Genomic DNA, 22,277 nt, shown 5'->3' on the forward strand with positions numbered 1-22,277 from the left:
GCTGGTGGGTCAGCGGTTCCATGTCTCGGCGAGCAGTTCGTACGAGCGCAGCCGGGCGTCGAAGTCCCATGCCTCGCTGAGGACCATCAGTTCGTCGGCACCGGTGCGCTCGACCAGGGATCGGAGGCCCCGGCGGACGGAGTCCGGGGTGCCGACGTAGGACTCCGCGAGCATCGCGTTCACCATCCGCGCCTCTTGGGGCGACCAGAGCGCGTCGATGTCGTCCACCGGCGGGCGGAACTCCATGCCGCCGCGGAAGTGGGTGAGGAACTTCTGCTGGAGCGAGCTGAAGATCCGTACGGCGTCGGCCTCCGTGTCGGCGACGACGGCGTTGGCCGCGACGATCGCGTAGGGCTTCGCCAGGGCCGCCGAGGGACGGAATCCGGACCGGTACGACTCCAGCGCGGGCAGCAGCTGTTCGGGCGCGAAGTGCGAGGCGAAGACGAACGGCAGTCCGTCCCGGGCTGCGAGGGCGGCGCCGAAGGTGCTGGACCCCAGGACGAACACGGGCACGCCGGAGCCCTCGCCGGGGACGGCGCGGACCTTGCGCCCGGGGTCGGCGGGAGCGAGGTGGCCGCGCAGCTCCGCCACCAGCTCGGGGAAGTCGGCGCCGCTCTGGTGCTCGCGCCGCAGGGCGCGGGTGGTCCAGGGATCGGTGCCGGGCGCGCGGCCGACCCCGAGGTCGATCCGGCCGGGATGGTAGGCGGCGAGGGTGCCGAACTGCTCGGCGACCACGTACGGGGCGTGGTTGGGGAGCATGACGCCGCCCGACCCGACCTTGATCCGCTCGGTGGCCGCGGCCACCTGCCCGATGATGATGGAGGTCGCGGAGGAGGCCATCGCGGGGGTGTTGTGGTGCTCGGAGATCCAGAAGCGGCGGTAGCCGTACGCCTCGGCGGCGCGGGCCAGCGCGACGGTGTTCGCCAGGGCTTCGGCGGCCGTCCCGTCGTTGCGGATCGGGGAGAGGTCGAGGACGGAGAGCGGGGTTCCGGTGGAGCTGTTCATGTCCGTTTCTTTCGGCTTCGCGGGTTCTTCGACGGGCTCGTGGGGCCCGGTCGGACGAGGGAATCGAGCCGGTCGCCCCGGTGTGGGGCGGGCGACCAAGGGCGGGCGACCAGGGCCGGGCGGTTCAGCGGGCGGCGGGCGGCGGGCAGTGGACGGTGGGCGGAGCCGGACGGGTCCGGCCCTGGATCGTGAGGGGCCGGACCCGTCCGGCCGGATGGCGGAGGGAGCCGGACGGGTCCGGGCGGACCGCTCCCGGTCATCTCGAAGAAGGTGACGATCGAGCGGTCCTGACGGAGCGGATCCGCGAGCAGGGCGCCCGGCGGGAACGCGGTCGCCGCGCCGGAGGCCGCACCGGTCAGCACGAGGGTCCCGCCCTCGCCCAGGGCGTCGAAAGCACGGGCGAGGCCGGGCCCGCCGACCTGGTCGAGCACGCCGTCGACGGGCCCGGTGACCGCCTCGGGGTCGGTGACGGCCTCATCGGCACCGAGGGCCCGCAGCTCATCGGCGAGTTCCGGCTTGCGGGCGACGGCGACGACGTGCGCGCCGCCCCGGGCCGCGAGCTGGACGGCGAAACGGCCGACCGCGCCCGAGGCCCCGGCGACCAGGACCCGGCGGCCCGGGACCGGGCCCGCCCCGCGGCGGAAGGGGGGTGTCCGGCCGGAACCGTGCGAGGTCCCGGCCGGACGCCCCGTCCTTCCTCCGCCTCAGACCCGGGGCTTCGGGTGCGGCGGCGACACGTCGAAGGACGAGTGCGCGCCACCGAGCGCGCGGGACTCGGGCAGCCAGGAGGAGACGATCAGGCTGGTCCGGTCCATGAGCTGCTCGGCTCCGAGCGGCTGGGGCAGGAAGCGGCCGAAGGCGTCCAGGCGCTCCAGACGCTCCAGCCCCCGGGAGACGGCGACGGCCGCGTCCTCGTCATCGGACTTCCCGGCGACGGTGAGGACGCCGATCTGCTTCTCCTCCGGCTGGAACATCAGCCAGACGCTGGACAGGCCCTGCTTCTCGGCCTCGTCCCGGATGACCGGCCACACCTCGGCGAGCAGCCGCTCGACGCCGTCGTGCGCGTACGAGTAGCGCTCGAACCGGTTGACGTGGTGGGAGGTGGCCATCGGCTTGAAGTCATGGGCGCCGGTGACCTTCCAGTAGTGCTTGTCCACGCCCGGGAAGCGGGACCAGAACTTCACGCCCGGCTCCGGGAACAGCTCCTCGTTGGTGAAGTGGTCGTAGTCGAGGACGTTCTCCCAGGTGTCGAAGAGGTAGCGGCCTCCGATGTACTTCACACCGGTGGCCGGGTCGAAGCGCAGCGGGGTGTACTTGTGCCGCATGCCGGGCCGGATGTCCATGTTGGGGCGCTCCCGCTCCAGCATGTCGACGATGTCCTGCGTCGAGTAGCGGTCGTCCAGGGGGAAGTCGGAGGTGAAGGCCGCCTCCGCCTCGATCGGGCCGGTCTCGTAACCGCGGACGTCCATGACGTTTCCTCTCTCACTGACGGTACGTAGGGGTTCCCGTACGGTCCGGCGTCGCAACCGGACCGCCCGGTCATGTTCTGAACCGTAGCACGAAAGCTGACCGCGCGGTCCGCTTGGCTCAAGCAATGTGACCGAACGGTCCGCTTATGTACGATGGGGCCATGCAAAGAGCCGACGCCGTACGGAACCGACGCCTGCTGATGGACGCCGCGACCGCCGAGTTCGCCGAGAACGGCATGGACGTGTCGATCACCCGCATCGCCACCCGCGCCGGGGTGGGCAAGGGAACCGTCTTCCGCCACTTCGACACCAAGGAACAGCTCCTGGCGGAGATCTTCAGCGACCGGCTGGAGGAACTGGTGACGGCCGGGGAACGTCTCGCCGGCTCCGACGACCCGGGCCCGGCGCTGTTCGAGTTCATGACCATCGGCACCGAGATCCAGGCCCGCGACCGCTCCTTCTGCCAGGCCGCCGCCGCCCTCTCCCGCTCCGAGGCCACCGTCCGCACCTCCCGCGAACGCCTCGCCGACATCGCCGACACCCTCGTCACCCGCGCCCAGGCGACCGGTGCGGTCCGCGACGACGTCACCGGCCTCGACGTCGTCCTGCTGCTCAGCGCCGCCTCCCAGGCCGTCCTCAGCGTCAGCGAGGACGCCCCGGGCCTCTGGCGGCGCTATCTGTCCATGATCTTCGACGGCCTCCGCACCCCGGCCGCCCACCCGCTGCCGGTGGCCTCCCCCACCCGGGCGCAGTTCACCGGGTAGCCGCGCACCGCTTCACCGCGACGGACTCCCACCCGGCACCGCGGCGCCCCTCGGCGGCCACCGATCGGTGCCGCCCGGCGGTGATCCGTTCCGTGAAACGATGGTCCGATGACACGTGAGTCCAGTCCGGTGGAACGGGGCCGCTACGGACGTCGACGGCCGAGGCCCGGTCTCACCAGGGCTTCCGTCGTGGCGGCCGGGCGACGGATGATCGAACGGGACGGACTGGACGCGCTCACCATGCGCGCGCTGGCGAAGGAACTGAACACGGCGGCGCCCTCGCTCTACCGGCACGTCGCGGACCGGGACGCGCTGCTGGTCGCCGTGCTGGAGCAGATCGCCGCGGGACTGCCGGTGGACGTCGGGGGCGACACCCCCCGGGACAGGCTGCTGCGGCGGTTCCTGGAGGCCCATGACTACATGGCCGACCACGTCTGGGTGCTGCACATCCTCATCCGGGGCGATCTGGTCGCCGAGACGGCGTTCTCGTTCGTCGACGCCTGCCTCGCGGACTTCCTGGAGGCCGGGCTGCCGCCCCGGGAGGCCCTGACCGCCTACTGGGCGTGCTGGCACCTGCTGCTCGGGGAACTGCTCTCGCAGCATCCGCTGGTCCCGCCCGGGGAGCCCAGCCAGCGCACCGTCGCGGTGAACCGGGCCGACGGGGAGGAACTGCCCGCCTTCGCACGGGTCCGGGAAGCGCAGACGGAGGCCCGGGAAGCGGGCGGACCGACCGGGGACCAGTTCGCCGGACCGGTCTCCGCGCTGCTGGGGGCACTGCTGAGCGGGGAGCGCCAGGGCCCGCCCGGAACCGACGGGGAACGCTAGGACCCGCCCCCGGACGGGGGCGGGCCCTGCTTCCGGCTACGCGGAAGGCGCCGCTGAGGGACGGGGGACCCGCCACGCCCGGGCACCGGTCTGGGCGGCCCACATCGCCGCGTACCTCCCCCCGGCGGCGAGCAGTCCGGTGTGGGTGCCCCGTTCGGCGACCTTGCCGTCCTCGATGACGAGGATCTGGTCGGCTCCGGTGACGGTCGACAGCCGGTGCGCGATGACGAGGACGGTCTTCTCCCGGACGAGCGCGTCGACGGCCTGCTGGACGGCGACCTCGCTGCCGCTGTCGAGCGCGGCGGTCGGCTCGTCGAGGAGGACGATCGGCGCGTCCTTGAGGATGGCGCGGGCGATGGAGACGCGCTGCCGTTCTCCCCCGGACAGGGCGCCGCCGACCTCCCCGACCCGGGTGTCGTAGCCCCGGGGCAGCCGGGTGACGAACTCGTGGACGTTCGCGGCCCTCGCCGCCTCCTCCACCTCCGCGTCGGTGGCGCCGGGGCGCCCCATCGCGATGTTGGCCCGGATGGTGTCGTCGAAGAGGTAGACGTCCTGGAAGACGACCGCCACGTGCCGGTGGATCCCGGTCGGCGCCATCAGACGCAGATCGGTTCCGCCGATGCGCACCGTGCCCGAGTCGGGGTCGGCGTAGCGGGTGATGAGCTTGGAGATCGTCGTCTTGCCGGACCCCGAGGGCCCGACGAGGGCGGTCAGGGAACGGGCGGGCAGGGTGAGGGAGACTCCGTCGAGGACGGGCACGGGGTCGTCGGGGCCGTAGCGGAAGACGACGTCCTCCAGGGTGACGTCGAAACGGTCGAGGCGGGCCCCGGGGTCGCCGACGGGGAGCGGTTCGCTCTCCATGACTTCCTCGATGCGCTCCAGGGACGCCTCGGAGAGTTCGAACACCGCGATCATGGTGGCGGCGTTGGCCAGGGGTTCGGCGAGCTTGACCGCCGCCAGGGCCAGCGCGGCGAGCAGGGCGGCGGAGAGCCGGGCGTCGAACACCAGGGCCGCGCCGGTGGCGACGGCCGCGATGATCCCGAGTTGCGTCGAAGCGGTGGCGACGATGCTCGGCATCGTCAGGGAGCGCTGCGATTCGCTCATGACACGGGTCTGCCGGCGGAGCGCGTCGTCGAGGCGTCGCGACGACGCGCCGGTCTGGCCCGCGGCGCGCAGCACCGGAAGTCCCTGGACGTATTCGACGATCCGCGCGGAGGCGGCGCCGTCGGCGGCGTTCGCGGCGCGCAGTCCGGTACCGGCGCGGCGCTGGATGCTCCGGACGAAGGGCAGGGCGGCGGGCAGCATGGCCGCGAGCACCAGTCCGACGCGCCAGTCGACCACCAGGACGACGAGGACCACGAGCGGGGGGACGACGGCGGCCTGGAGGAAGAGGAAGGCCACGTACGAGGCGGCCATCGAGGCGTAGGCGACGTTTCCGCCGATCACCGCGCTGAGGTCACCGGCGCTGCGCTTCTCCAGCTCCCGCAGGGGCATGGCCCGCAGCTTCTCGCCGAGTCCGAGCCGCAGGTCGGACATCACCCGGGCCCAGTCCTCGTACTGGAAACGCAGTTCGCCGAGCCGGCAGAGCGCCTCGACGGCGTACAGCGCGAGGAAGGCGCCGAACCAGAGCCAGGCGGTGGCGGGGTCACCGCCGGGGCGGGCGAGTTCGTGGATCAGTCCGATCAGGACGCCGTACGCGGCGGCCTGGGCGAGGGAGCCCACCAGGGAGGCCCGCAGGGCGACGAGGAAGTGCGCGCCCCTCGATCCGGCGGCGAGCATCATCAGACGGAACAGGCGCTTCACGCGGAGACCCCCTCGGTGCTGTCGGACCGCGCGGCGCCGGACGTCCGGGCGGCACGCCCGGTCAGGCCCCAGGCGTCCGCCTTCGTGTGCTGCGCCCACAGGGCGGCGTACCGTCCGCCCGTGGCGAGCAGCGACGCGTGGGTGCCGCTCTCGGCGACCCTCCCCCGGTCCATGACCACGATCCGGTCGGCGTCGACGATGGTGCTGAGCCGATGGGCGATGACGACGACGGTGCGGCCCCGGGTCAGTTCGGCGAGCGCGCGCTGGATGGCGGCCTCGTTCTCGGGGTCGGCGAAGGCGGTCGCCTCGTCCAGGACGATGACGGGCGGGTCGGCGAGGAGGGCGCGGGCGATGGTGACGCGCTGCCGCTGTCCCCCGGAGAGCAGGGAGCCGCGTTCGCCGACACGGGTGTCGTAGCCGTCGGGCAGTTCACGGATGAAGGCGTCGGCCTGCGCGGCCCGGGCCGCCGCGCGGACGTCCTCCTCGGTGGCGTCCGGGCGGGCGAGGCGGATGTTCTCGGCGACGGTGTCGTCGAGCAGGAACGGTTCCTGGAAGACCAGCCCGACGTGCCGCAGCAGCGCGTCGGAGCCGATCTCGCGGACGTCGACGCCGCCGACCCGGACGGAGCCCGAGTCGACGTCCCAGAAGCGGGGGACGAGACGGGCCACGGTCGACTTCCCGGAGCCGGAGGCGCCGACCAGGGCGCAGACCGAGCCCGCGGGTACGTGGAGGTCGACGCCGTCCAGGGCCTTGCGCGCCGTGGCGGGGTCGCCGTCGGCCCCGGGGTACGAGAAGCCGACGCCGGTGAGGGTGATCGAGCCGTCGGCGGGCGCCTTGGGCGTCGCGGGCTCCGGCAGCGGCCGCAGGGCGAGGACCTCGGCGATGCGCCGCGCGCCGGCCCGGGACTCGGTGATGAACTGGCTCAGGTACATCAGGGGCACGACGGACTCGATGGGCATGGTGCCGAGCAAGGCGGCGAGGACCAGGTCGACCACGGAGAGGGAGCCGTTGGAGACCAGCCAGGTGCCGACGGCCACGATGACGACCAGCGTCGGCAGCGGGGTCATGGCCGCCCGGGTGAGGATGCCCGCGCTCCGGGTGCGGCGCTGCCACTGTTCGGTGGCCCGGGTGAAGTCGGCCACCCGTTCGGCGAAGCGGGTGAAGGACGTGGTGCCGTCGTCGAAGGCCCGGACCACGGGCATGCCCTGGACGAACTCCACGACCGCCTCGTTGACGGCCTCGTTGGCGTCGTCGTAGAGGCGGCGCTGCTCGGCGTGGTCACGGGTGACGAGCCGGAACCCGATCATGACCGCGGGCACCACGGCGAGGACGGCGAGCAGCAGCCGCCAGTCGACGAAGGCGAGGGCCACCAGCGCGGCGAGGGGCTGGGCCAGGCCGGTGCCGAGCATGGGCGTGGCGTCGGCGACCGCGCCGTGCAGGGCGCGGACGTCGTCCTGGACCACCTTCTTCAGCGGACCGGAGCCGAGGGACTGGACCGTGCCGAGCGGGACGGTGGACAGATGCCGGGCGAGGTCACGGCGGAGGGTGGTCTCCAGCTCGAACGAGGCGAGGTGGGAGATGTCGTAGGCCCGCTTGCGGAGCACGAAGTGGAGGAGTGCCGCCACCGCGGCGGCACCGAGGGACCGGACGACCGTGGCACTGGAGGGGTCGGCCGAGAACAGTTCGGCGAGGGCGAGGCCGACGAGCAGCAGTCCGACGACGCCGCAGACCCCGGCGAGGGCGCCCGCGCCCAGCGCGAGCGCCAGTCGGCCGCGCACGCTGGCGAGCAGCGCGAACAGCGGTTCACCGGGTGGGGGAACGGGCTGCCCGCCCCGGCCGTCCGCGGTCGCTCCGTCCTGTTCCCGGGCGGCGCCGGACCGGGGCACCGGCGCGGCCGTACGAGGGGTGGGCATGTCGTGCCTCCACGGGTCTGCGAAGCCGGACGGAGCCCTTCGTGAAAACGATGGTCGTCAGCATGCGGCCTCGGGCTGGTGATTTCGAGCCAAGTAAGGTTAGCCTTACGCGAACATCGTACGCATCGCCTGGCCGATCGTGAATCCCGGAGCGCCACATGTCTCTCAGAACCCCGCCCGCCGACCGTGGAACGCCGCGCTCCGCCCTCGCCCCCCTCAGTCGGCGGACCGTGCTCGCCCTGCTCGGCGCGGGCTCCGCCGCCCTGACCGTCCCCCTGGCCGGCGGCTGCTCGCCGTCCGGGGACGCCGCCCCCGTCAGCGACGGCGCCCCCACGGGCAAGGCCGTGCGGGGAGGGACCGTGCGGCTCGCGTTCGCCGGTTCCGGCGCCGCCGAGTCCCTCGACCCGACCGTCGGCACGTCCCCCTGCGACATCGTCAGATACGCCGTGGTCTTCGATCAGCTCTTCCACGTCGAGGACGGTGCCGCGCGGCCCTCCCTGGCCACCGCCGCGCGGCCCGGCGCCCGTGGCGAGAACTGCACCCTGACCCTCCGTCAGGGCGTGACCTGGCACGACGGCACGCCCTTCACCGCCGCCGACGTGGTGTACACCCTCGCGCACCGCGCCTCACCGGACCGCGCCTTCCCGAGCGAACTGACCCAGTACTTCGACCTGTCGAAGGCCAGGGCGACCGGTGACCACACGGTGGTCGTGCCGACCACGCGTCCCGTGGGCGATCCGGCCACCCTGTTCGCCGGAGCGGGCCTCTACGTGATCAAGAAGGGCACGAAGAGCTTCACCGCCGGGAACACCGTCGGCACCGGCCCGTACCGCGTCTCCCGGTTCCGGGCCGGGGTCGAGACCCGCCTCGAACGGTTCGACGCGTACTGGGACGGCGCCGGGAACGCCGACCGGATCACCCTGCTGAGCATCGACGACGCCCAGGCCCGGGTGAACGCCGTCAAGGCCGATCAGGCCGACTACGCCGCCGACATATCCTTCGCCAGCGCCAAGTCGGGCGCTCCCGGACCGGGACTGCGGGTCAGGGGAGGCGGCGAAGCGCTCCGCACCAGCTACGGATTCGTCCTCAACGTCACCCGGGGCCCGTGCGCCGACCCCCGGGTCCGCCGGGCCGTCCGGATCGGCATCGACCGCGAGGCGCTCGTACGGTCCGTCTTCCTGGGGTTCGGCACCGTCGCCAACGACCTCTTCGGCGCGGGCGCCAAGCACTTCCTGGACGGTGTCCCGGTACCGGAGCGCGATGTCGCCCGGGCGAAGCGGCTGCTCAAGGCGGCCGGCGCGCGGGGCCGCCCCTTCGTCGTACGGACCGCCGAGTTCGAGGTCGGCCTCAACTCGTCCTCGGAGCTGTTCGTCGAGCAGCTCCGGGAACTGGGACTGGACGCCCGGCTGGACAAGGTCGGCGTACCGGAGGGCTTCGACCCGGAAGGGATGAAGTCCTGCGACGCCATCGCCTTCCCGCTGGGCCCCTTCTCCCTCGCCCTGACCTACACCCGGTCCGCCGCCTACGAGACGCTCGCCTTCCCCGACGAGGAGTTGTCCGAGGCGGTCGCCACCGCCATCGCCAGCACGGACGAGGGCGAACGCGCGCGGGCCTGGGAGACGGCGCAGAAGGTCATGGCCGACCGGGGCAACTGGGTCGCCTGGGGACGGGGTGACGTGCTCAGCGTCGCGAAGGAGAAGGTCACGGGCGTCGAGGGCCGCGAGTCCCCCGAGTACCCCTGGCTCGGCCGGGTCGGGTTCACCGGATGAGACGGACCGCCCTCGCACGCGTCCCGGGGCGGCTCGCCGTGGCGGGCGGACTGCTGGTGCTCCTGTCCCTGGTGGTCCACGCCGGGGTCGACCTGCTGCCGGGCGATCCGGCCACCGCGCGGCTGGGGCCGGGCGCCACCCCCGAGCAGGCCGAGGCCGCCCGGGAGCGGCTGGGGCTGGACGAGCCGCTCCACGAGCGCTACCTGGACTGGGCCACCGGGCTGCTCCGGGGGGACCTCGGCACCTCGGCCGGGGGAACGCCCGTGGGCGAACTGCTCGCGGACCGGCTGGGCAACACCACGGTCCTCGTCGGCCTCACCGTCCTGCTGCTGGTCCCCGCGTCACTCGCGCTCGGCGTGGCGCTCGGCCACCGCGCCGGACGCCGGTCCGACCGGGTGGGCTCGGCGGTCCTGCTGCTGACGGTCGCGGTGCCCGAGTTCGTGGTCGCGAGCCTCCTGGTCCTGCTGTTCGCGGGGCGGCCCGGCCTGCTGCCCGCCGTCTCGCTCGTCCCGGCCGGGGAACACCCCCTGGCCCACCCCGAGGTCCTGGTGCTGCCGGTCCTCAGCCTGCTCCTCACCGGCCTCGTCTACGCGGCCCGGGTGATCCGCGCGCAGACGGCCGCCGCCCTGCGGTCACCGCACGTGGAGTTCATGCGGCTCAACGGCCTGCCGGAGCGGGCGGTCCTGCGGCAGGCCGTCCTGCCCGCGGTGCTGCCCTCGGCGGCACAGATCTGGCTCGTCGGAGCCGCGGGACTGATGGGAGGAACGGTGCTCGTGGAGGTGGTCTTCGGTTATCCGGGCATCGGCAAGCTCCTGGTGACCTCGGTGACCACCGGCGACCTGCCCGTGGTCCAGGCACTGGCGATGATCACCGGCGCGCTCACCCTGCTCGCCACGGTGGTGGCCGATCTCGGCACCACCGGCGGGACGGTGCGGACATGAGCGCGCCCGTGCCCCCGGACACCACCCCACAGGGACGGCGGACCGTCCGGCGGTGGATCTCCGCCGTGGCCGTCACGGTGGTGCTGCCGCTCGGGCTGCTCGGCCCGCCGCTGGCGCCCCACTCGCCCACCGCCGTCGTCGCCCCGCCCCACGCCGCGCCGGGAGCCGGGCACTGGCTCGGCGGCGACCACCTGGGACGCGACGTGCTCTCCCGGCTCCTCCACGGGAGCCCGTCGGTGGTGATCACCACCTTGGCCGCCACGGCGGTGGCCGTCACCCTCGGCACCCTCGCCGGACTGCTCTCGGCCCTCCTGGAACACCGGCGGAGCCGACTGGGCGGCCTGGTCACCCGACCGCTGGACGCGCTCGCCGCCGTCCCGCCCGTGCTGACCCTGCTGCTGGTCCTCACCACCGTTCCCGGGCGGCCCGGCGTGATCGCGGCGGCCACGGCGGCGAGCGTGCCGCTCTGCGCCCGGGTGGTCCGGGCCGCCGCCGGGCCGGTGCTGCGCCGACCCCACGTGGAACTGGCCGCCGCCCGCGGGGAGAGCCGCACCTGGCTGCTCGGGCACGAGGTGCTGCCGCTCGTCGCCCCGACGGTGGCCGCCGAGGCGGGCCTCCGGTTCGTCCTGACGCTGTACCTGGTGACGGCGGCGGGCTTCCTCGGCGTCGCGACGACCGGAACCGACTGGGGGACGCTCATCGTCGAGGCGCTGCCCGGGGCGACGCTCCAACCGGTGGCGCTCCTGGCCCCGCTGCTGCTCGTCGCGGTACTCGCGGTGAGCGTCAACCTGCTGACGGACCGAGCACGCCACGACGAACAGGGGCCCCGACGATGACCGCGCCCGTCCCGAACGCGCTCCCCACGACCGGAGGCGAGCCCCTGGTCCGGGTGACGGAGCTCGAACTCCACTCCCCCCGGGGACCGGTGCTCGACCGGGTCTCCCTGACCATGGCCTCCGGTGAGTGCGTCGCCGTGGTCGGAGCCTCGGGTTCGGGCAAGACGACCCTCGCCCTCGCCCTCCTGGGGCTGCTGCGCCCGGGAATCACCCATCGCGGCGGCACCGTGGCCGTCGCCGGGCGGCCCAGCCTCCCGGACCCGCCACCCGGCCTGCGCGGCCGGACCGCCGCGTACGTCAGTCAGGACCCGGACACCGCGCTCAATCCGCACCAGCGGCTCACGACCACGGTGCGCACCGCGCTCGGCACCCGGGACGGCACCGCGGCCGAAGCCCTGCTGGAGCGGGTCGGCCTGACGGCCGCGCTCGGGCGGCGGCACCCCGGTGAGCTCTCCGGCGGCCAGCAGCAGCGCGGAGCGCTCGCCGTCGCCCTCGCCCGCTCACCGCGCCTGCTCGTCCTCGACGAACCGACCTCCTCGCTGGACCGGGAGGCCCGGGAGGAGATGCGCGGGGAACTCGCGCGACTGCGGTCGTCCGGGACCGCGCTGCTGTGGATCACCCACGATCTGACCGCCGTTGACGGCCTCGCCGACCGGATGGTCGTCCTGCACCAGGGAAGGATCACCGAGGACGGTCCCGCCGACCGGGTCGCCCGCTCCCCCGGTTCCGCCCCGGCGCGGCGGCTCGTGGCGGCGGCCCGCCCCCGGGAACGCACCCCGGAGCTCCGGGAGGAACCCGGCTCCCCGTCCGGCCCGCCGGTGCTGGAGGCCAGGGGGCTACGGGTCGTACGGGACTCGCGGGCCGTGCTCGACGGCGTGGCGCTGGCCGTCCGGGCGGGCCGCGCTCTCGCCCTCACCGGCGCGTCCGGCGCGGGCAAGAGCACCCTCGCGCACTGCCTCGCGGGGCTGTGCCCGCCCGACGCCGGAACGCTTCTGCTGGACGGACGGCCCCTGGCCCCGAACGCCCGGAACCGCCCGGTCGCCGACCGCGCGGCCGTCCAGCTCGTACCGCAGAGCCCCGCCGGGACGCTGCACCCCGGCCAGACCGTGGGAACCGCCCTGTCCCGTCCGCTGCGGCTGCTGCGGGGGATGCGGGACCCGGAACTGATCGAGGAGACGGCGGCCGGGCTGCTGGAACTGGTCCGGCTGCGGCCCGACCACCTACGGAGGCTGCCCGGGGAACTCTCCGGTGGTCAGCGCCAACGGGCCGCCATCGCGCGCGCGTTGGCGGCCCGCCCCCGCGTCCTCGTGTGCGACGAGATGACCTCGGCGCTCGACACCGTCACCCAGGCGTCCGTCCTCGAACTCCTGGACGAACTCAGGGCCCGGGAGTCACTGGGGCTCGTCGTCATCACGCACGACCCCCTCGTGGTGGACCGGATCGCCGACGAGGTCGCGGTCCTGGGGAAGGGGACGCTGACGCGGTCACCCGCCGGTCACCCGCCCGGCGCCCGACCATGACCAGCGGCGCCGGGGGGGGCGGAGCGGGGTGGGCTCGCCGTCCGGCCCGGGAGCCGGACCGATTGTCAGTGGCGGGTGAGACGGTACGGAGCATCAACTCGTCACGAGGGGGAGCCGTCCGTGTCCGGAAGCCAAAACTACATCAACCACGTCGCTCTTGTGCTGGATGCCAGTTCGTCGATGTCGCACCTGAGCCGCAAGGTCGTCGAGGTCGCCGACCAGCAGATCGAGTACCTCGCGCGCCGGTCGAGGGAGTTGGACCAGGAGACCCGTGTCACGGTGTACGTCTTCGCCGACGAGGTGAAGTGCGTCATCTACGACAAGGACGTGCTGCGGATGCCGTCGCTGAAGCAGCTGTACCGGGCCAGCGGCATGACGGCCCTGCTGGCGGCGGCCCTGAAGTCGCAGCGGGAGCTGGCGCAGACCGCCCAACTGTACGGCGACCACAGCTTTCTGACGTTCGTGCTCACCGACGGCCAGGAGAACGCGAGCCATCGCTGCCCCGACGCCCCCAGCCGGAATCCGCAGAAGCTGGTCCAGGCGGTGACGGCGATGATCGAGGCGCAGAACGACAACTGGACGCTGGCCGTCCTGGTGCCGGACCAATTGGGCAAGCGCGAGGCGATGCGGTGCGGTTTCCCGAAGGACAACATCGCCGTCTGGGACGCGACGACCGCACAGGGGCTGGAGGAGGCCGGGCAGGTCATCCGGCAGGCCACCGAGAAGTTCATGGTGGGCCGCACCAAGGGCATCCGGGGATCGCGGGCGGTGTTCTCCACGGGTGCGGATGCGGTCAACAAGGACACCATCCAGGCCGCCGGCCTCACCCCGGTGGACCCGTCGGCGTTCGTACTGATCCCGGTGGACCGCGACACGGCGATCCGGAACTGGGTCGTCGAATCCGGACACACCTACCGTACCGGTGGCGCTTTCTACCAGCTGAGCAAGGCGGAGAAGGTCCAGGCACGGAAGCAGATCGCGGTACTGGAGAAGAAGACGGACCGGGTGTACACGGGACCCGAGGCCCGAGCCCTGCTCGGCCTCCCGGACGTGGAGGTCCGCGTCAAGCCGGACCACAACGACGACTTCACCATCTTCGTGCAGAGCACCAGCGTGAACCGCAAACTGGTACCGAACACACGGCTGCTGCTGATGCACTGACACACCCGTGGAGCCCGTGAACGGGGCAAAGCCGAAGGTCCCGGGGGCTTGTCCCCGTTGAAGTCGCCCGCCGTCAGCCGTCCGTGCACCACGGGGTCGGTGCGCCCGTCCCGGGCGACGGGCCGGGTCCCCGGGGCCTCTTGGCGCTGTGCGGGGCGTCCGCCCTAGTAGCCGCCGCTCAGCAGGTGGTCGGCCAGCTTCTCCACGACATTGGCCGCGTTGCCGGGCTGCTGCTGCTGAGTGTAGAGACCGATCAGGATGGTCTGGTCCGTCCGGACCAGGACGGCGCCGTTGCCGCCGGTCTGGCCGTAGATCGAGCGGCCGACGCCCTTGATGCCCCGGTAGTTCGTGCCGCCGACGGTGACGCCGGTGCTGAACACCTTCGAGGGGTCCGCGTACAGCTTGAGGATCGCTGCGGCCTCGCCGTCCTTCAGTGCGAATCCCGCGCTGGCGGCAACGGGTGTGCCGTTGGCGCGGGTGATGATCGCCGCTCGGGCGATGTGCCCCGAGCCAATCAGCTGGTCCACGTAACCCTGCCACGTTGCCGCCATATGCCCCACCCCTGTTGCTCTGGAACCGCACAGGCCGGCGGATTGCCGGTCCGATCCGGAATCCTCACGTCCCCACACCGCCCACGCACCTGACTTACCGGCAGATGGCCGGAACTCCACACTCCATGGCTCGTACGCACCCGGAAGGGCTGAGGGGACGCTGACGTCCTCGGCTCCACCCGCCTCGACCGCCAGATCCCCGCGTCCGTCCCCGTCGAAGTCCGTGGTGGCGGCGCGGGCCCGGCCGGACGCCGCCCGGACGGTGGAGGCGGGGACGGCGGTGGTCGCGAGGAGCCCCGCCAGTAGGGCGCGGCACAGCACGAGCCGTTGCCGAACGAGCCTGGAACGTCCCGAGCCCCGTCAGGGGCTGGTCGAACGGTGGCCATCGCGGGCATCCCCGGCCGCAGCGGCGCGGACGTACCTCCTGGACCAGCCAAGCGGCGGAAGAGTCGTGCCGCACGTGGAGCGGACTCCCGGAGGGACCTCGGCCCGGTGTCCGGCTCCGCTCACGGATGCCCGCCGTGCGCCGGGAGCGACGCACGGCGGGCACGGCACCGGGCCGGATGGCGGGTGTGAGGTCAGCCGGGGCCGGGCGCCGGAGCAGTCGGTCAGGCCGCCCCGCCGCCCCGCTTCACCCTCTGGAGCAGCTCCTGCCGCTCGGCCGGGCTGAGCCCGTGCGGTTCGCCGTTCGGGCCGAGGAAGAGCTTCGTGTCGGTGCTGCCCGCACCGGGCTCGAACCATCTCATGGTGTGGCGCATTCACTCTCCTGTGATCGGGGGGTTTCGCAGAAGGTCATGCGGGGCTTTCGCCTGACGAGCGGACGGTCACGCCCGGCCCGCCCACCGATTCAGCGTTGCGGTCAGCTCCCGCTGATCGGCCGGGTCCAGTCGGTCGATTTCACCGTTCGGGCTGTAGAAGACCTTGGTGTCGGTGCTGCCTTCGCCGGGGTGGAACCGCTCGGCTGTCCTCGGATGGTCCTCGGTGTAGAAGAAGATGATTCCGGATGCTTCTTCGCGGACCCAGCGGTCGATGTCGGCCATCGCTCCGTTGTCGAACGTCATGGGGAAGCCGCGGTCGACCAGACTGCGGGGCTGGTTGATCCCCGGGTAGCGCAGCAGGTCGTCGAGGTGGGAGGTGTCGACGCTAGGCCATCCGGTCTGGGTTCCGGCGAGGTAGTTCTCCACTTCGTACAAGCGCAGGTTCCGGTCCCCTTCGAGGTAGACGCCACCGGTCAAGCGGAGGGAGTTCCAGATCTCGGAGGTGGGAGCCGATGCCAGGGGGATGGAGACGCACATGCGGCGATCGTTGAAGGTGTTCCAGAATCGCCGCATGTAGTTGGTGACGGAGATCTCGAAGGCTTTGTCCGCCGATCCGATCACCTGGTGGGAATCGCGGTTGATCTGGGCTTCCCGCTGGTACAGCTCCAGCAGTTCGCCCCGGCGCTTGAGGGCCTCGCGCTGGAAAGCCTTGATGCGGTCGGTGCACTCGGGGGTGCTTTTGTTCGCTATGACCTCGTCGTACGCGGAGTCCTCGGCGTTGTCGACGTCGTTGCGGCCACCGAGGACATAAGTGCCGTGGACGTCGGCGGGATGGAAGCGCCGGTGGTAGATCGCGGTCTGCGCGTCCTCATCCCCTTCACCGGTGGAGATCCACTTCTGCTGGTACAGGCCCTTGAGCGAGCTGGTTATCCGGTGCAGGTCGTCGGCCACCTGCCGGATGTCCAGCTTCGTCAGGTCCTTGGAGGTGGGCTGGGAGGTGCCGGTGAATCGCCGTTCCACCGACACGTCATTGGTGAGGTACGGAAAGCCGACCGGGGGCCTCGCGCTCTCCTGAGTGGAGAAGACGGTCAGCAGCGCCGTGGGGAGTTGTTCCGAGCGGTGCCGTACGGCGACCCGTTGCCGGAAGGTGCCGGCCGAGGGGTTGCGGTGGTCCTTGAGCTGGTCGAACTGCAACTCGTACAGGCGGGTTTCATTGGGCTCCATCTCCCAGACCTGCCGGACGGAGGCCACTCCGGGCAGGGCCTGCAGCTGGGCCTTGACGTCCGGGACGGTGTTGGCGGGCGCGGCCGTGGCGGAAGGGGCACCCGTGGTGACCGCCGCGCCGAAGACCAGCGCGGCCGATAAGAGCCATCTCAGTGTGTGGCGCATTCACTCTCCCTGAGTGAGGGGAATTCGCTCACACAACGTAAATGGTGCGTACACATGATCGCCAGGTCCGAGGCAGTGGCGCAATTACGCCTTCACATTTCCCCCTCACGCCATCGCGCGTTTTCTTGATTACCGTGCGAAATTCATCGTGGTCGCCATGCATGCAGGGCGCAATTGCACATTTCGGGGGCCATGCGGTCCGGAAGAGGACAAAAGGCGGTCGGTGCGCGACGAAAGGGCCGGAACGGTGAGGCCGTGGCCGGTGGTCGCAACTCGTCACGTTCACCACCGGCGATCTCGACGGTGCCGTCAAACAGACGACGATCCGCTCCGGGGCCGCCCTCATCGCGGTATCCGGCTCCCCCTCCTCCCCGATACCCACATCGAGAAGGCGCACTTTGCGAATCCGAGCCGGGGAGCCGTACTGGTCCAGCCAGTTCGAGCACGGCCGGGTGCCGAATCCGCGGGCCCGGAACCCGTTCCGGGGAAGGATGGATCCGGGTGATCAGACTGCGGAGCTGCTTGGCCATCCGGGTGGAACCGCCCGCGAGATCGTCGTCGCACCCGGCGGTCATCGCGAGTTCGGCCATGCCCTCGACCTCGGGATCGATCGTCCGCAGAGTGTGGGCCATTGCTCTGGCGCCGTCCAGGACGATCTTGTTCGGCTCGATCAGCCGAGGAAGCTCAGCCGGACCTGACGGCGCGGATTGTCGCGGTTGGTGTCCACCAGACACACCGACTGCCAGGTGCCGAGTGCGAGCGTTCCGGAGATCACGGGAAGGGTCGCGTGCGGGGCGACCAGTGCCGGGAGGACGTGGTCACGGCCGTGGCCGGGGCTGCCGTGGCGGTGCTGCCAGCGGTCGTCCGCGGGGAGGAGCCGGTGCAGCGCCGCGAGCAGGTCGTCGTCGCTGCCCGAGCCGGTCTCGATGACGGCGACCCCCGCCGTCGCGTGCGGGACGAACACGTTCAGCAGACCGTCCCGGCCCGCCGCAGCGTCCGCCAGGAAGGAAGCGCACTCCTCGGTGAGGTCCAGAACCGTCTCCCGGGAGCCGGTGGTGACGTCGAGGACACGGGTGGTGAAGGTGTCGGACATGATCCCATCGTGACGCAGAAGGCCCGTCGACGGCTTCGCCACCGCTGCCATCCGGACGGATGTCGGCCCGTGAAGAGGCCCGCTTTCCTGACGGCGGATTCCCGCACGGCACCGTTCTCGCTGCTCAGCCCGGTGGGCGTCAGGCGGCGCGGCGGGATTGCGCCGTGGCCGAAGTCACCGCCTCCGCGTTGACCGGACGGGCCGGACGGGGAAGATCCGGACCACTCCACGGGTTGGTAGAAGTGTGAACTACATCGAGGGTCTCGATCTGGGGGCGGCGGACGCCACCTCGCCCGTGGACACCACAGTCACACCGGTGGACATCACGGCCACGCCCATGGACCCCGGAGTCATACCCATGAACTCCGAGGCCACGCCCGTGGAGGTGGTGGTCATCGGCGCCGGGCAGGCGGGGCTGTCCAGCGCCTACCATCTGCGGCGCACGGGCTTCACGCCCGATCTCGACTTCGTGGTCCTCGACCACTCGCCCCGCCCTGGCGGAGCGTGGCAGTTCCGCTGGCCGACCCTGACCTACGGCAAGGTGCACGGGATGCACGCGCTGCCCGGCATGGAGCTGACGGGCGCCGACCCGGACCGTCCGTCCTCCGAGGTGATAGGCGAGTACTTCACCGCCTATGAACGCGCCTTCGATCTGCGGGTGCGGCGTCCGGTGGACGTGCGCGCGGTACGGGAGGGGGAGGCAGGGCGGCTACTGGTCGAGACCTCGGCGGGCCGGTGGTCGACGCGCGCCCTGATCAACGCGACGGGTACCTGGGACCGGCCGTTCTGGCCGCGCTACCCGGGGCAGGAGACGTTTCGTGGACGGCAGTTGCACACCGCCCAGTACCGGGGCCCTCAGGAGTTCGCCGGACTGCGCGTCCTCGTGGTGGGAGGCGGTGCCTCGGGAACCCAGCACCTGATGGAGCTGGCCCCGTACGCCGCCGGAACCCACTGGGTCACCCGGCGGCCCCCGGTGTTCGTGGAGGGGCCCTTCGACGCCGAGGCGGGGCGTTCCGCAGTGGCGCTGGTCGAGGAACGGGTACGGGCCGGACTGCCGCCACGGAGCGTGGTGTCGGTGACGGGCCTTCCGCTCACGGACGCGGTCAGGGCGGCACGGGCGGACGGGGTTCTGGACCGACTGCCGATGTTCGACCGGATGACCCCCGACGGGGTGGCGTGGGACGACGGCCGGAGCATCGAGGTCGACGTGATCCTCTGGGCCACGGGGTTCCGCCCGGTCACCGACCATCTGGCGCCGCTGAGGCTGCGCGGGGCCGGTGGCGGCATCCGGATGGAGGGCACCCGGGCGGCCGTGGACCCCCGGGTCCACTTGGTCGGGTACGGGCCGTCGGCGAGCACCACCGGCGCCAACCGGGCGGGCCGCGCGGCGGTGCGGGACATCAGACGGCTGCTGTCCGGGGAACTGGTCACCGTCACCGTCTGAGGCGGGGACCGCCCCAGGTCCCCCTCGTTCAGGTGCCGCATGGAATGCCTGGTCCGGATGCGGTCACGGACGCCCCCGTGCCGCGCCCATGACCGGAAGCCCGCCATCCGTGAGGAGACGCCGGGACCGGCGGGATCAGGATGTCGGGGCGGAAGAAGCCGGGGCGGGAGAGGCAGAGCGGGTGGCGCGGGTCCGGAGCTCGTTGAACTCGGCCACATTGCGCTGGTGTTCCCCGTACTCCACGGTGAAGCGGGTGTCGCCGGGCTTGACGGTGACGAAGTACAGCCACTCCCCCGGTGGCGGGTTGAGCGCCGCGCGCAGGGCGTTCTCGCCGGGGTTGGCGATGGGACCGGGGGGCAGCCCCGTACGCGTGTAGGTGCTGTAGGGGTGGTCGGGGCGGGCCGCGCCGTCAGCGGTGTCCGGTGTGCCCCGGTGCCGGGCGTAGTCGATCGTGGAGTCCAGTTGGAGGGGCATGTCCTGGCGCAGCCTGTTGTGGATGACCCTGGCGATCTTCCCCATGTCGTTCTCGTTGTCGGCCTCGGCCTGGACGATGCTCGCGATGGTGACCGTCTGAAAGAGGTTCGGAGCCTCCGCGTTGGCGCCCGCGGCGACGGGGGTGGCGCGGAACTTCCTGTTGGCGGTGTTCACCATGTCCGTCAGCAGTGAACGGGGAGTCGACTTTCCCGTGATCGGGTATCCGGCCGGGAACAGATAGCCCTCGGGGTTTCCCCGGGCGTCGGCGGGCAGCGCGAGACGCATCGTGGGCAGTTGCTTCTTCGTCGTGCCGGGCCGCAGGGCGAGGGCCTTGTCGACCGCCCCGAGGACCTGGTCGGCCCGCCACCCGGCCGGGACGACCAGTGCGGTGGGGGTGTCCGGCGGCCCGTCGGGCAGGATCACCGCGACGGCGACCGCCGCTCCGACCGCCATCGCGCCGGTGGCGGCGAGGACGATCCGGCCCCGGCGGGTGAGTCGGACCGGGCGGCGGCGCGGAGTCTTCGTCTGCATGGCCGCACGGTAACCCGACGAACACCCTCAAACCGATACATCTTCATTCCGTCGACTCCGATGCGGCGTCCCGGTGCACCAAGGCGGCGTAACGCCCGCCCAGCGCGAGCAGTTCCTCGTGCGTCCCCCGTTCGGCGATCCTCCCTCCGTCGAGGACCACGATGTGGTCGGCGCTCCGGACGGTGGAGAGCCGGTGGGCGATGGTGATGGTGGTGCGTCCGGTCGCCAGGATGTCGAGTGCCGTCTGCACGGCTGCTTCGGTCTCGGTGTCCAGCGCGCTCGTGGCCTCGTCGAGGAGGAGGACGGGGGGATCGCGCAGAACGGTCCGGGCGATGGCCAGGCGCTGCTTCTCACCTCCGGAGAACCGGTACCCCCGCTCACCGACCACGGTGTCGTAGCCGTCGGGGAGCGCGGCAATGTGGTCGTGTATCTGGGCCGCGCGGGCGGCCGCGACCAGTTCCTCCCGGGTGGCGTCCGGGCGGGCGAACCGCAGGTTCTCCGCCACGGTCGCGTGGAAGAGGTAGGTCTCCTGGGACACCACACCGACCGCGCGCGCCAGGGTGGCGAAGTCCAGGTCGCGCACGTCAGTCCCGTCGATGGTCACCCGGCCCTCCGTCACGTCGTACAGACGGGGTATGAGGTGGCCCAGGGTGGACTTGCCCGCTCCGGTGCTCCCGACCACGGCGAGGCTGCCGCCCGCCGGAACGATGAGGTCGATGCCGTCGAGGACCGCCGTGCCGGTCCCGTCGTAGCGGAAGCCGACTCCTTCGAAGGCGACTTCGCCCCTGATCCCGTCGAGGCGGACGGGGTCGGGGGACTCGGTGATGTCGACGGGCAGGTCCAGGTACTCGAAGATCCGTTGGAACAGGGCGAGCGAGCTCTGGATGTCGACCCCGGTGGACAGCAGACCGACGGCGGGCCGGAACAGCCCTTGCTGGAGGGCGGCGAAGGCGATGAGGGTCCCCAGGGACACGGCGGGTCCGCCGACGGCGAAGGCCACGCCCGCGGACCAGTAGAGAACGGCGGGCATGGCGGACATGACGATCGTGATGACGGCCAGCCGCCAGCGTCCCGCGGTGTTGGAGCGCACTTCGAGGTCGACGAGCCGTTCGGACTCCTCGGCGAAGGCGCGGGTGAGGGAGTCGGCGCGCCCCATGGTGCGCCCCAGCAGGATGCCGCTGACGGAGAGCGACTCGGTGACGGTGGCCGCCATGATCGCCATCTGTTTCTGGCGGCGGGCGGTGACCTTCTTCCGCTCGCGTCCCACTCTGCGGCTGATCAGGGCGAACACGGGCAGCAGAAGCAGGGAGACCACGGTGAGCCGCCAGTCGAGCGCGAGCATCGCGACGACCGTGGCGACCACGGCGGTGAGGTTGGAGACGAGGGAGGTCGCCGTCGAGGTGACGGTGGCCTGCATACCGCCGATGTCATTGGCGATCCGGGACTGGATCTCACCGGTGCGCGTTCTGGTGAAGAACCCCAGGGACATGCTCTGGAGGCGCGCGTAGACCGCCGTGCGGAGGTCGTGCATGACGCGCTGACCGACGGTGGTGGAGATCAGCGTCTGGAGGACGCCGAAGATCCCGGTCACCAGGGCGCCGAGGATCATGCCGAGCGCCAGCAGGCCCAGCAGCCCGGTGCGCCCTTCAGGGATCGCGGTGTCCACGATCGCCTTGAGCAGGAACGGGGTCGCCACCGAGACCATCGAGGCGGCGCAGACCAGCAGTCCCACGAGGGCGAGCTGCCCCTTGTAAGGGCGGAACAACCGAGCGATGCGGCGCAGCTGCCCCGACTGTCCGAGAGGGTGAACGGGCTCCGGGTCGGGGGCGGGGTCCTCGACCGGCCCGCGGTCCTGGGCACCGGCCCGGTCCAGGGCGGAGACCGTCTCCGGGACGGAACCGGAATCCGGGACGGGCGGTGAGGACGTCCAGGGAATCGCTTTGGCACGCATGAGCCTCCTGTGGGGATGCGGGAAACGCCGTACGGGTCCGGCACGGCAGGCGCCGCGCCGCACGATGACGAGCATAGCTC

The 22,277-nt window shown here is 72.0% G+C and carries 19 protein-coding genes; 8 read left to right on the top strand and 11 right to left on the bottom strand.

Going from position 1 to position 22,277, the window contains the following annotated elements:
- Nucleotides 1-9 precede the first annotated feature (9 nt).
- The 3 genes from ACVWNX_RS00880 to ACVWNX_RS00890 form a co-directional block, all read right to left on the bottom strand.
- Nucleotides 10-1,005 (bottom strand): LLM class flavin-dependent oxidoreductase, encoded by a 996-nt coding sequence (locus tag ACVWNX_RS00880; RefSeq protein WP_454411898.1) that lies wholly within the window; start codon nucleotides 1,003-1,005, stop codon nucleotides 10-12.
- Complete coding sequence (locus tag ACVWNX_RS00885) at nucleotides 1,002-1,610, bottom strand: zinc-binding dehydrogenase (protein ID WP_454415032.1); 609 nt, start codon at nucleotides 1,608-1,610, stop codon at nucleotides 1,002-1,004. Before ACVWNX_RS00885 ends, ACVWNX_RS00880 begins: the two co-directional genes overlap by 4 nt.
- Before the next feature lie 99 nt (nucleotides 1,611-1,709).
- Nucleotides 1,710-2,474, bottom strand: a complete 765-nt coding sequence (locus ACVWNX_RS00890) for a hypothetical protein (RefSeq protein ID WP_454411899.1) — start codon at nucleotides 2,472-2,474, stop codon at nucleotides 1,710-1,712.
- Nucleotides 2,475-2,635: 161 nt separating this feature from the next.
- Between ACVWNX_RS00890 and ACVWNX_RS00895 the strand changes: the two genes are divergently transcribed.
- On the top strand, nucleotides 2,636-3,238 hold the full coding sequence (locus ACVWNX_RS00895; RefSeq protein ID WP_454411900.1) for a TetR/AcrR family transcriptional regulator: 603 nt from the start codon (nucleotides 2,636-2,638) through the stop codon (nucleotides 3,236-3,238).
- A gap of 108 nt (nucleotides 3,239-3,346) precedes the next feature.
- Nucleotides 3,347-4,063: a TetR/AcrR family transcriptional regulator gene (locus ACVWNX_RS00900; RefSeq protein ID WP_454411901.1), complete on the top strand. Its 717-nt coding sequence runs from the start codon at nucleotides 3,347-3,349 to the stop codon at nucleotides 4,061-4,063.
- 36 nt (nucleotides 4,064-4,099) lie between these two features.
- On the opposite strand, the gene ACVWNX_RS00905 is transcribed toward ACVWNX_RS00900, so the two are convergent.
- A complete protein-coding gene (locus ACVWNX_RS00905) occupies nucleotides 4,100-5,866 on the bottom strand; it encodes an ABC transporter ATP-binding protein (RefSeq protein WP_454411902.1) in 1,767 nt (588 codons plus the stop codon).
- On the bottom strand, nucleotides 5,863-7,779 hold the full coding sequence (locus ACVWNX_RS00910) for an ABC transporter ATP-binding protein (RefSeq protein WP_454411903.1): 1,917 nt from the start codon (nucleotides 7,777-7,779) through the stop codon (nucleotides 5,863-5,865). The genes ACVWNX_RS00905 and ACVWNX_RS00910 overlap by 4 nt, the downstream gene beginning before the upstream one ends.
- Nucleotides 7,780-7,937: 158 nt before the next feature.
- Here ACVWNX_RS00910 and ACVWNX_RS00915 point away from each other — a divergent pair, with 158 nt between their 5' ends.
- From ACVWNX_RS00915 to ACVWNX_RS00935, 5 genes are all read left to right on the top strand, one after another.
- Nucleotides 7,938-9,548, top strand: coding sequence for an ABC transporter substrate-binding protein (locus ACVWNX_RS00915; protein WP_454411904.1), 1,611 nt, complete (start codon nucleotides 7,938-7,940; stop codon nucleotides 9,546-9,548).
- On the top strand, nucleotides 9,545-10,489 hold the full coding sequence (locus ACVWNX_RS00920; RefSeq protein ID WP_454411905.1) for an ABC transporter permease: 945 nt from the start codon (nucleotides 9,545-9,547) through the stop codon (nucleotides 10,487-10,489). Before ACVWNX_RS00915 ends, ACVWNX_RS00920 begins: the two co-directional genes overlap by 4 nt.
- Entirely contained in the window at nucleotides 10,486-11,325 is an 840-nt protein-coding gene (locus ACVWNX_RS00925; protein ID WP_454411906.1) for an ABC transporter permease, read from the top strand. Before ACVWNX_RS00920 ends, ACVWNX_RS00925 begins: the two co-directional genes overlap by 4 nt.
- Nucleotides 11,322-12,845, top strand: coding sequence for an ABC transporter ATP-binding protein (locus ACVWNX_RS00930; RefSeq protein ID WP_454411907.1), 1,524 nt, complete (start codon nucleotides 11,322-11,324; stop codon nucleotides 12,843-12,845). Before ACVWNX_RS00925 ends, ACVWNX_RS00930 begins: the two co-directional genes overlap by 4 nt.
- 120 nt (nucleotides 12,846-12,965) lie before the next feature.
- Entirely contained in the window at nucleotides 12,966-14,006 is a 1,041-nt protein-coding gene (locus tag ACVWNX_RS00935; protein ID WP_454411908.1) for a vWA domain-containing protein, read from the top strand.
- Nucleotides 14,007-14,170: 164 nt separating this feature from the next.
- Here the strand turns inward: ACVWNX_RS00935 and ACVWNX_RS00940 are convergent, their stop codons facing one another.
- The 4 genes from ACVWNX_RS00940 to ACVWNX_RS00955 form a co-directional block, all read right to left on the bottom strand.
- On the bottom strand, nucleotides 14,171-14,557 hold the full coding sequence (locus tag ACVWNX_RS00940; RefSeq protein WP_454411909.1) for a profilin: 387 nt from the start codon (nucleotides 14,555-14,557) through the stop codon (nucleotides 14,171-14,173).
- Between the two features lie 608 nt (nucleotides 14,558-15,165).
- Complete coding sequence (locus tag ACVWNX_RS00945) at nucleotides 15,166-15,315, bottom strand: hypothetical protein (RefSeq protein ID WP_454411910.1); 150 nt, start codon at nucleotides 15,313-15,315, stop codon at nucleotides 15,166-15,168.
- 66 nt (nucleotides 15,316-15,381) lie between these two features.
- Entirely contained in the window at nucleotides 15,382-16,704 is a 1,323-nt protein-coding gene (locus tag ACVWNX_RS00950) for an aminopeptidase (protein WP_454411911.1), read from the bottom strand.
- 670 nt (nucleotides 16,705-17,374) lie between these two features.
- A complete protein-coding gene (locus tag ACVWNX_RS00955) occupies nucleotides 17,375-17,797 on the bottom strand; it encodes a secondary thiamine-phosphate synthase enzyme YjbQ (RefSeq protein WP_454411912.1) in 423 nt (140 codons plus the stop codon).
- A gap of 358 nt (nucleotides 17,798-18,155) precedes the next feature.
- On the opposite strand from ACVWNX_RS00955, the gene ACVWNX_RS00960 reads away from it, so the two are divergent.
- Nucleotides 18,156-19,241, top strand: coding sequence for an NAD(P)-binding domain-containing protein (locus ACVWNX_RS00960; RefSeq protein ID WP_454415033.1), 1,086 nt, complete (start codon nucleotides 18,156-18,158; stop codon nucleotides 19,239-19,241).
- A gap of 135 nt (nucleotides 19,242-19,376) precedes the next feature.
- On the opposite strand, the gene mltG is transcribed toward ACVWNX_RS00960, so the two are convergent.
- Complete coding sequence (mltG, locus tag ACVWNX_RS00965; RefSeq protein ID WP_454411913.1) at nucleotides 19,377-20,246, bottom strand: endolytic transglycosylase MltG; 870 nt, start codon at nucleotides 20,244-20,246, stop codon at nucleotides 19,377-19,379.
- A gap of 43 nt (nucleotides 20,247-20,289) precedes the next feature.
- A complete protein-coding gene (locus tag ACVWNX_RS00970; protein ID WP_454411914.1) occupies nucleotides 20,290-22,197 on the bottom strand; it encodes an ABC transporter ATP-binding protein in 1,908 nt (635 codons plus the stop codon).
- Nucleotides 22,198-22,277: the final 80 nt, after the last annotated feature.

Source organism: Streptomyces sp. JNUCC 64, assembly GCF_054484115.1.

Coding starts and splice junctions, on each gene's coding strand:
- ACVWNX_RS00895 (WP_454411900.1), top strand. CDS start 2,636: ATGCAAAGAGCCGACGCCGTACGGAACCGACGCCTGCTGATGGACGCC.
- ACVWNX_RS00920 (WP_454411905.1), top strand. CDS start 9,545: ATGAGACGGACCGCCCTCGCACGCGTCCCGGGGCGGCTCGCCGTGGCG.
- ACVWNX_RS00900 (WP_454411901.1), top strand. CDS start 3,347: ATGACACGTGAGTCCAGTCCGGTGGAACGGGGCCGCTACGGACGTCGA.
- ACVWNX_RS00925 (WP_454411906.1), top strand. CDS start 10,486: ATGAGCGCGCCCGTGCCCCCGGACACCACCCCACAGGGACGGCGGACC.
- ACVWNX_RS00955 (WP_454411912.1), bottom strand. CDS start 17,797: ATGTCCGACACCTTCACCACCCGTGTCCTCGACGTCACCACCGGCTCC.
- ACVWNX_RS00930 (WP_454411907.1), top strand. CDS start 11,322: ATGACCGCGCCCGTCCCGAACGCGCTCCCCACGACCGGAGGCGAGCCC.
- mltG (WP_454411913.1), bottom strand. CDS start 20,246: ATGCAGACGAAGACTCCGCGCCGCCGCCCGGTCCGACTCACCCGCCGG.
- ACVWNX_RS00970 (WP_454411914.1), bottom strand. CDS start 22,197: ATGCGTGCCAAAGCGATTCCCTGGACGTCCTCACCGCCCGTCCCGGAT.
- ACVWNX_RS00890 (WP_454411899.1), bottom strand. CDS start 2,474: ATGGACGTCCGCGGTTACGAGACCGGCCCGATCGAGGCGGAGGCGGCC.
- ACVWNX_RS00880 (WP_454411898.1), bottom strand. CDS start 1,005: ATGAACAGCTCCACCGGAACCCCGCTCTCCGTCCTCGACCTCTCCCCG.
- ACVWNX_RS00960 (WP_454415033.1), top strand. CDS start 18,156: ATGAACTCCGAGGCCACGCCCGTGGAGGTGGTGGTCATCGGCGCCGGG.
- ACVWNX_RS00940 (WP_454411909.1), bottom strand. CDS start 14,557: ATGGCGGCAACGTGGCAGGGTTACGTGGACCAGCTGATTGGCTCGGGG.
- ACVWNX_RS00945 (WP_454411910.1), bottom strand. CDS start 15,315: ATGCGCCACACCATGAGATGGTTCGAGCCCGGTGCGGGCAGCACCGAC.
- ACVWNX_RS00910 (WP_454411903.1), bottom strand. CDS start 7,779: ATGCCCACCCCTCGTACGGCCGCGCCGGTGCCCCGGTCCGGCGCCGCC.
- ACVWNX_RS00915 (WP_454411904.1), top strand. CDS start 7,938: ATGTCTCTCAGAACCCCGCCCGCCGACCGTGGAACGCCGCGCTCCGCC.
- ACVWNX_RS00950 (WP_454411911.1), bottom strand. CDS start 16,704: ATGCGCCACACACTGAGATGGCTCTTATCGGCCGCGCTGGTCTTCGGC.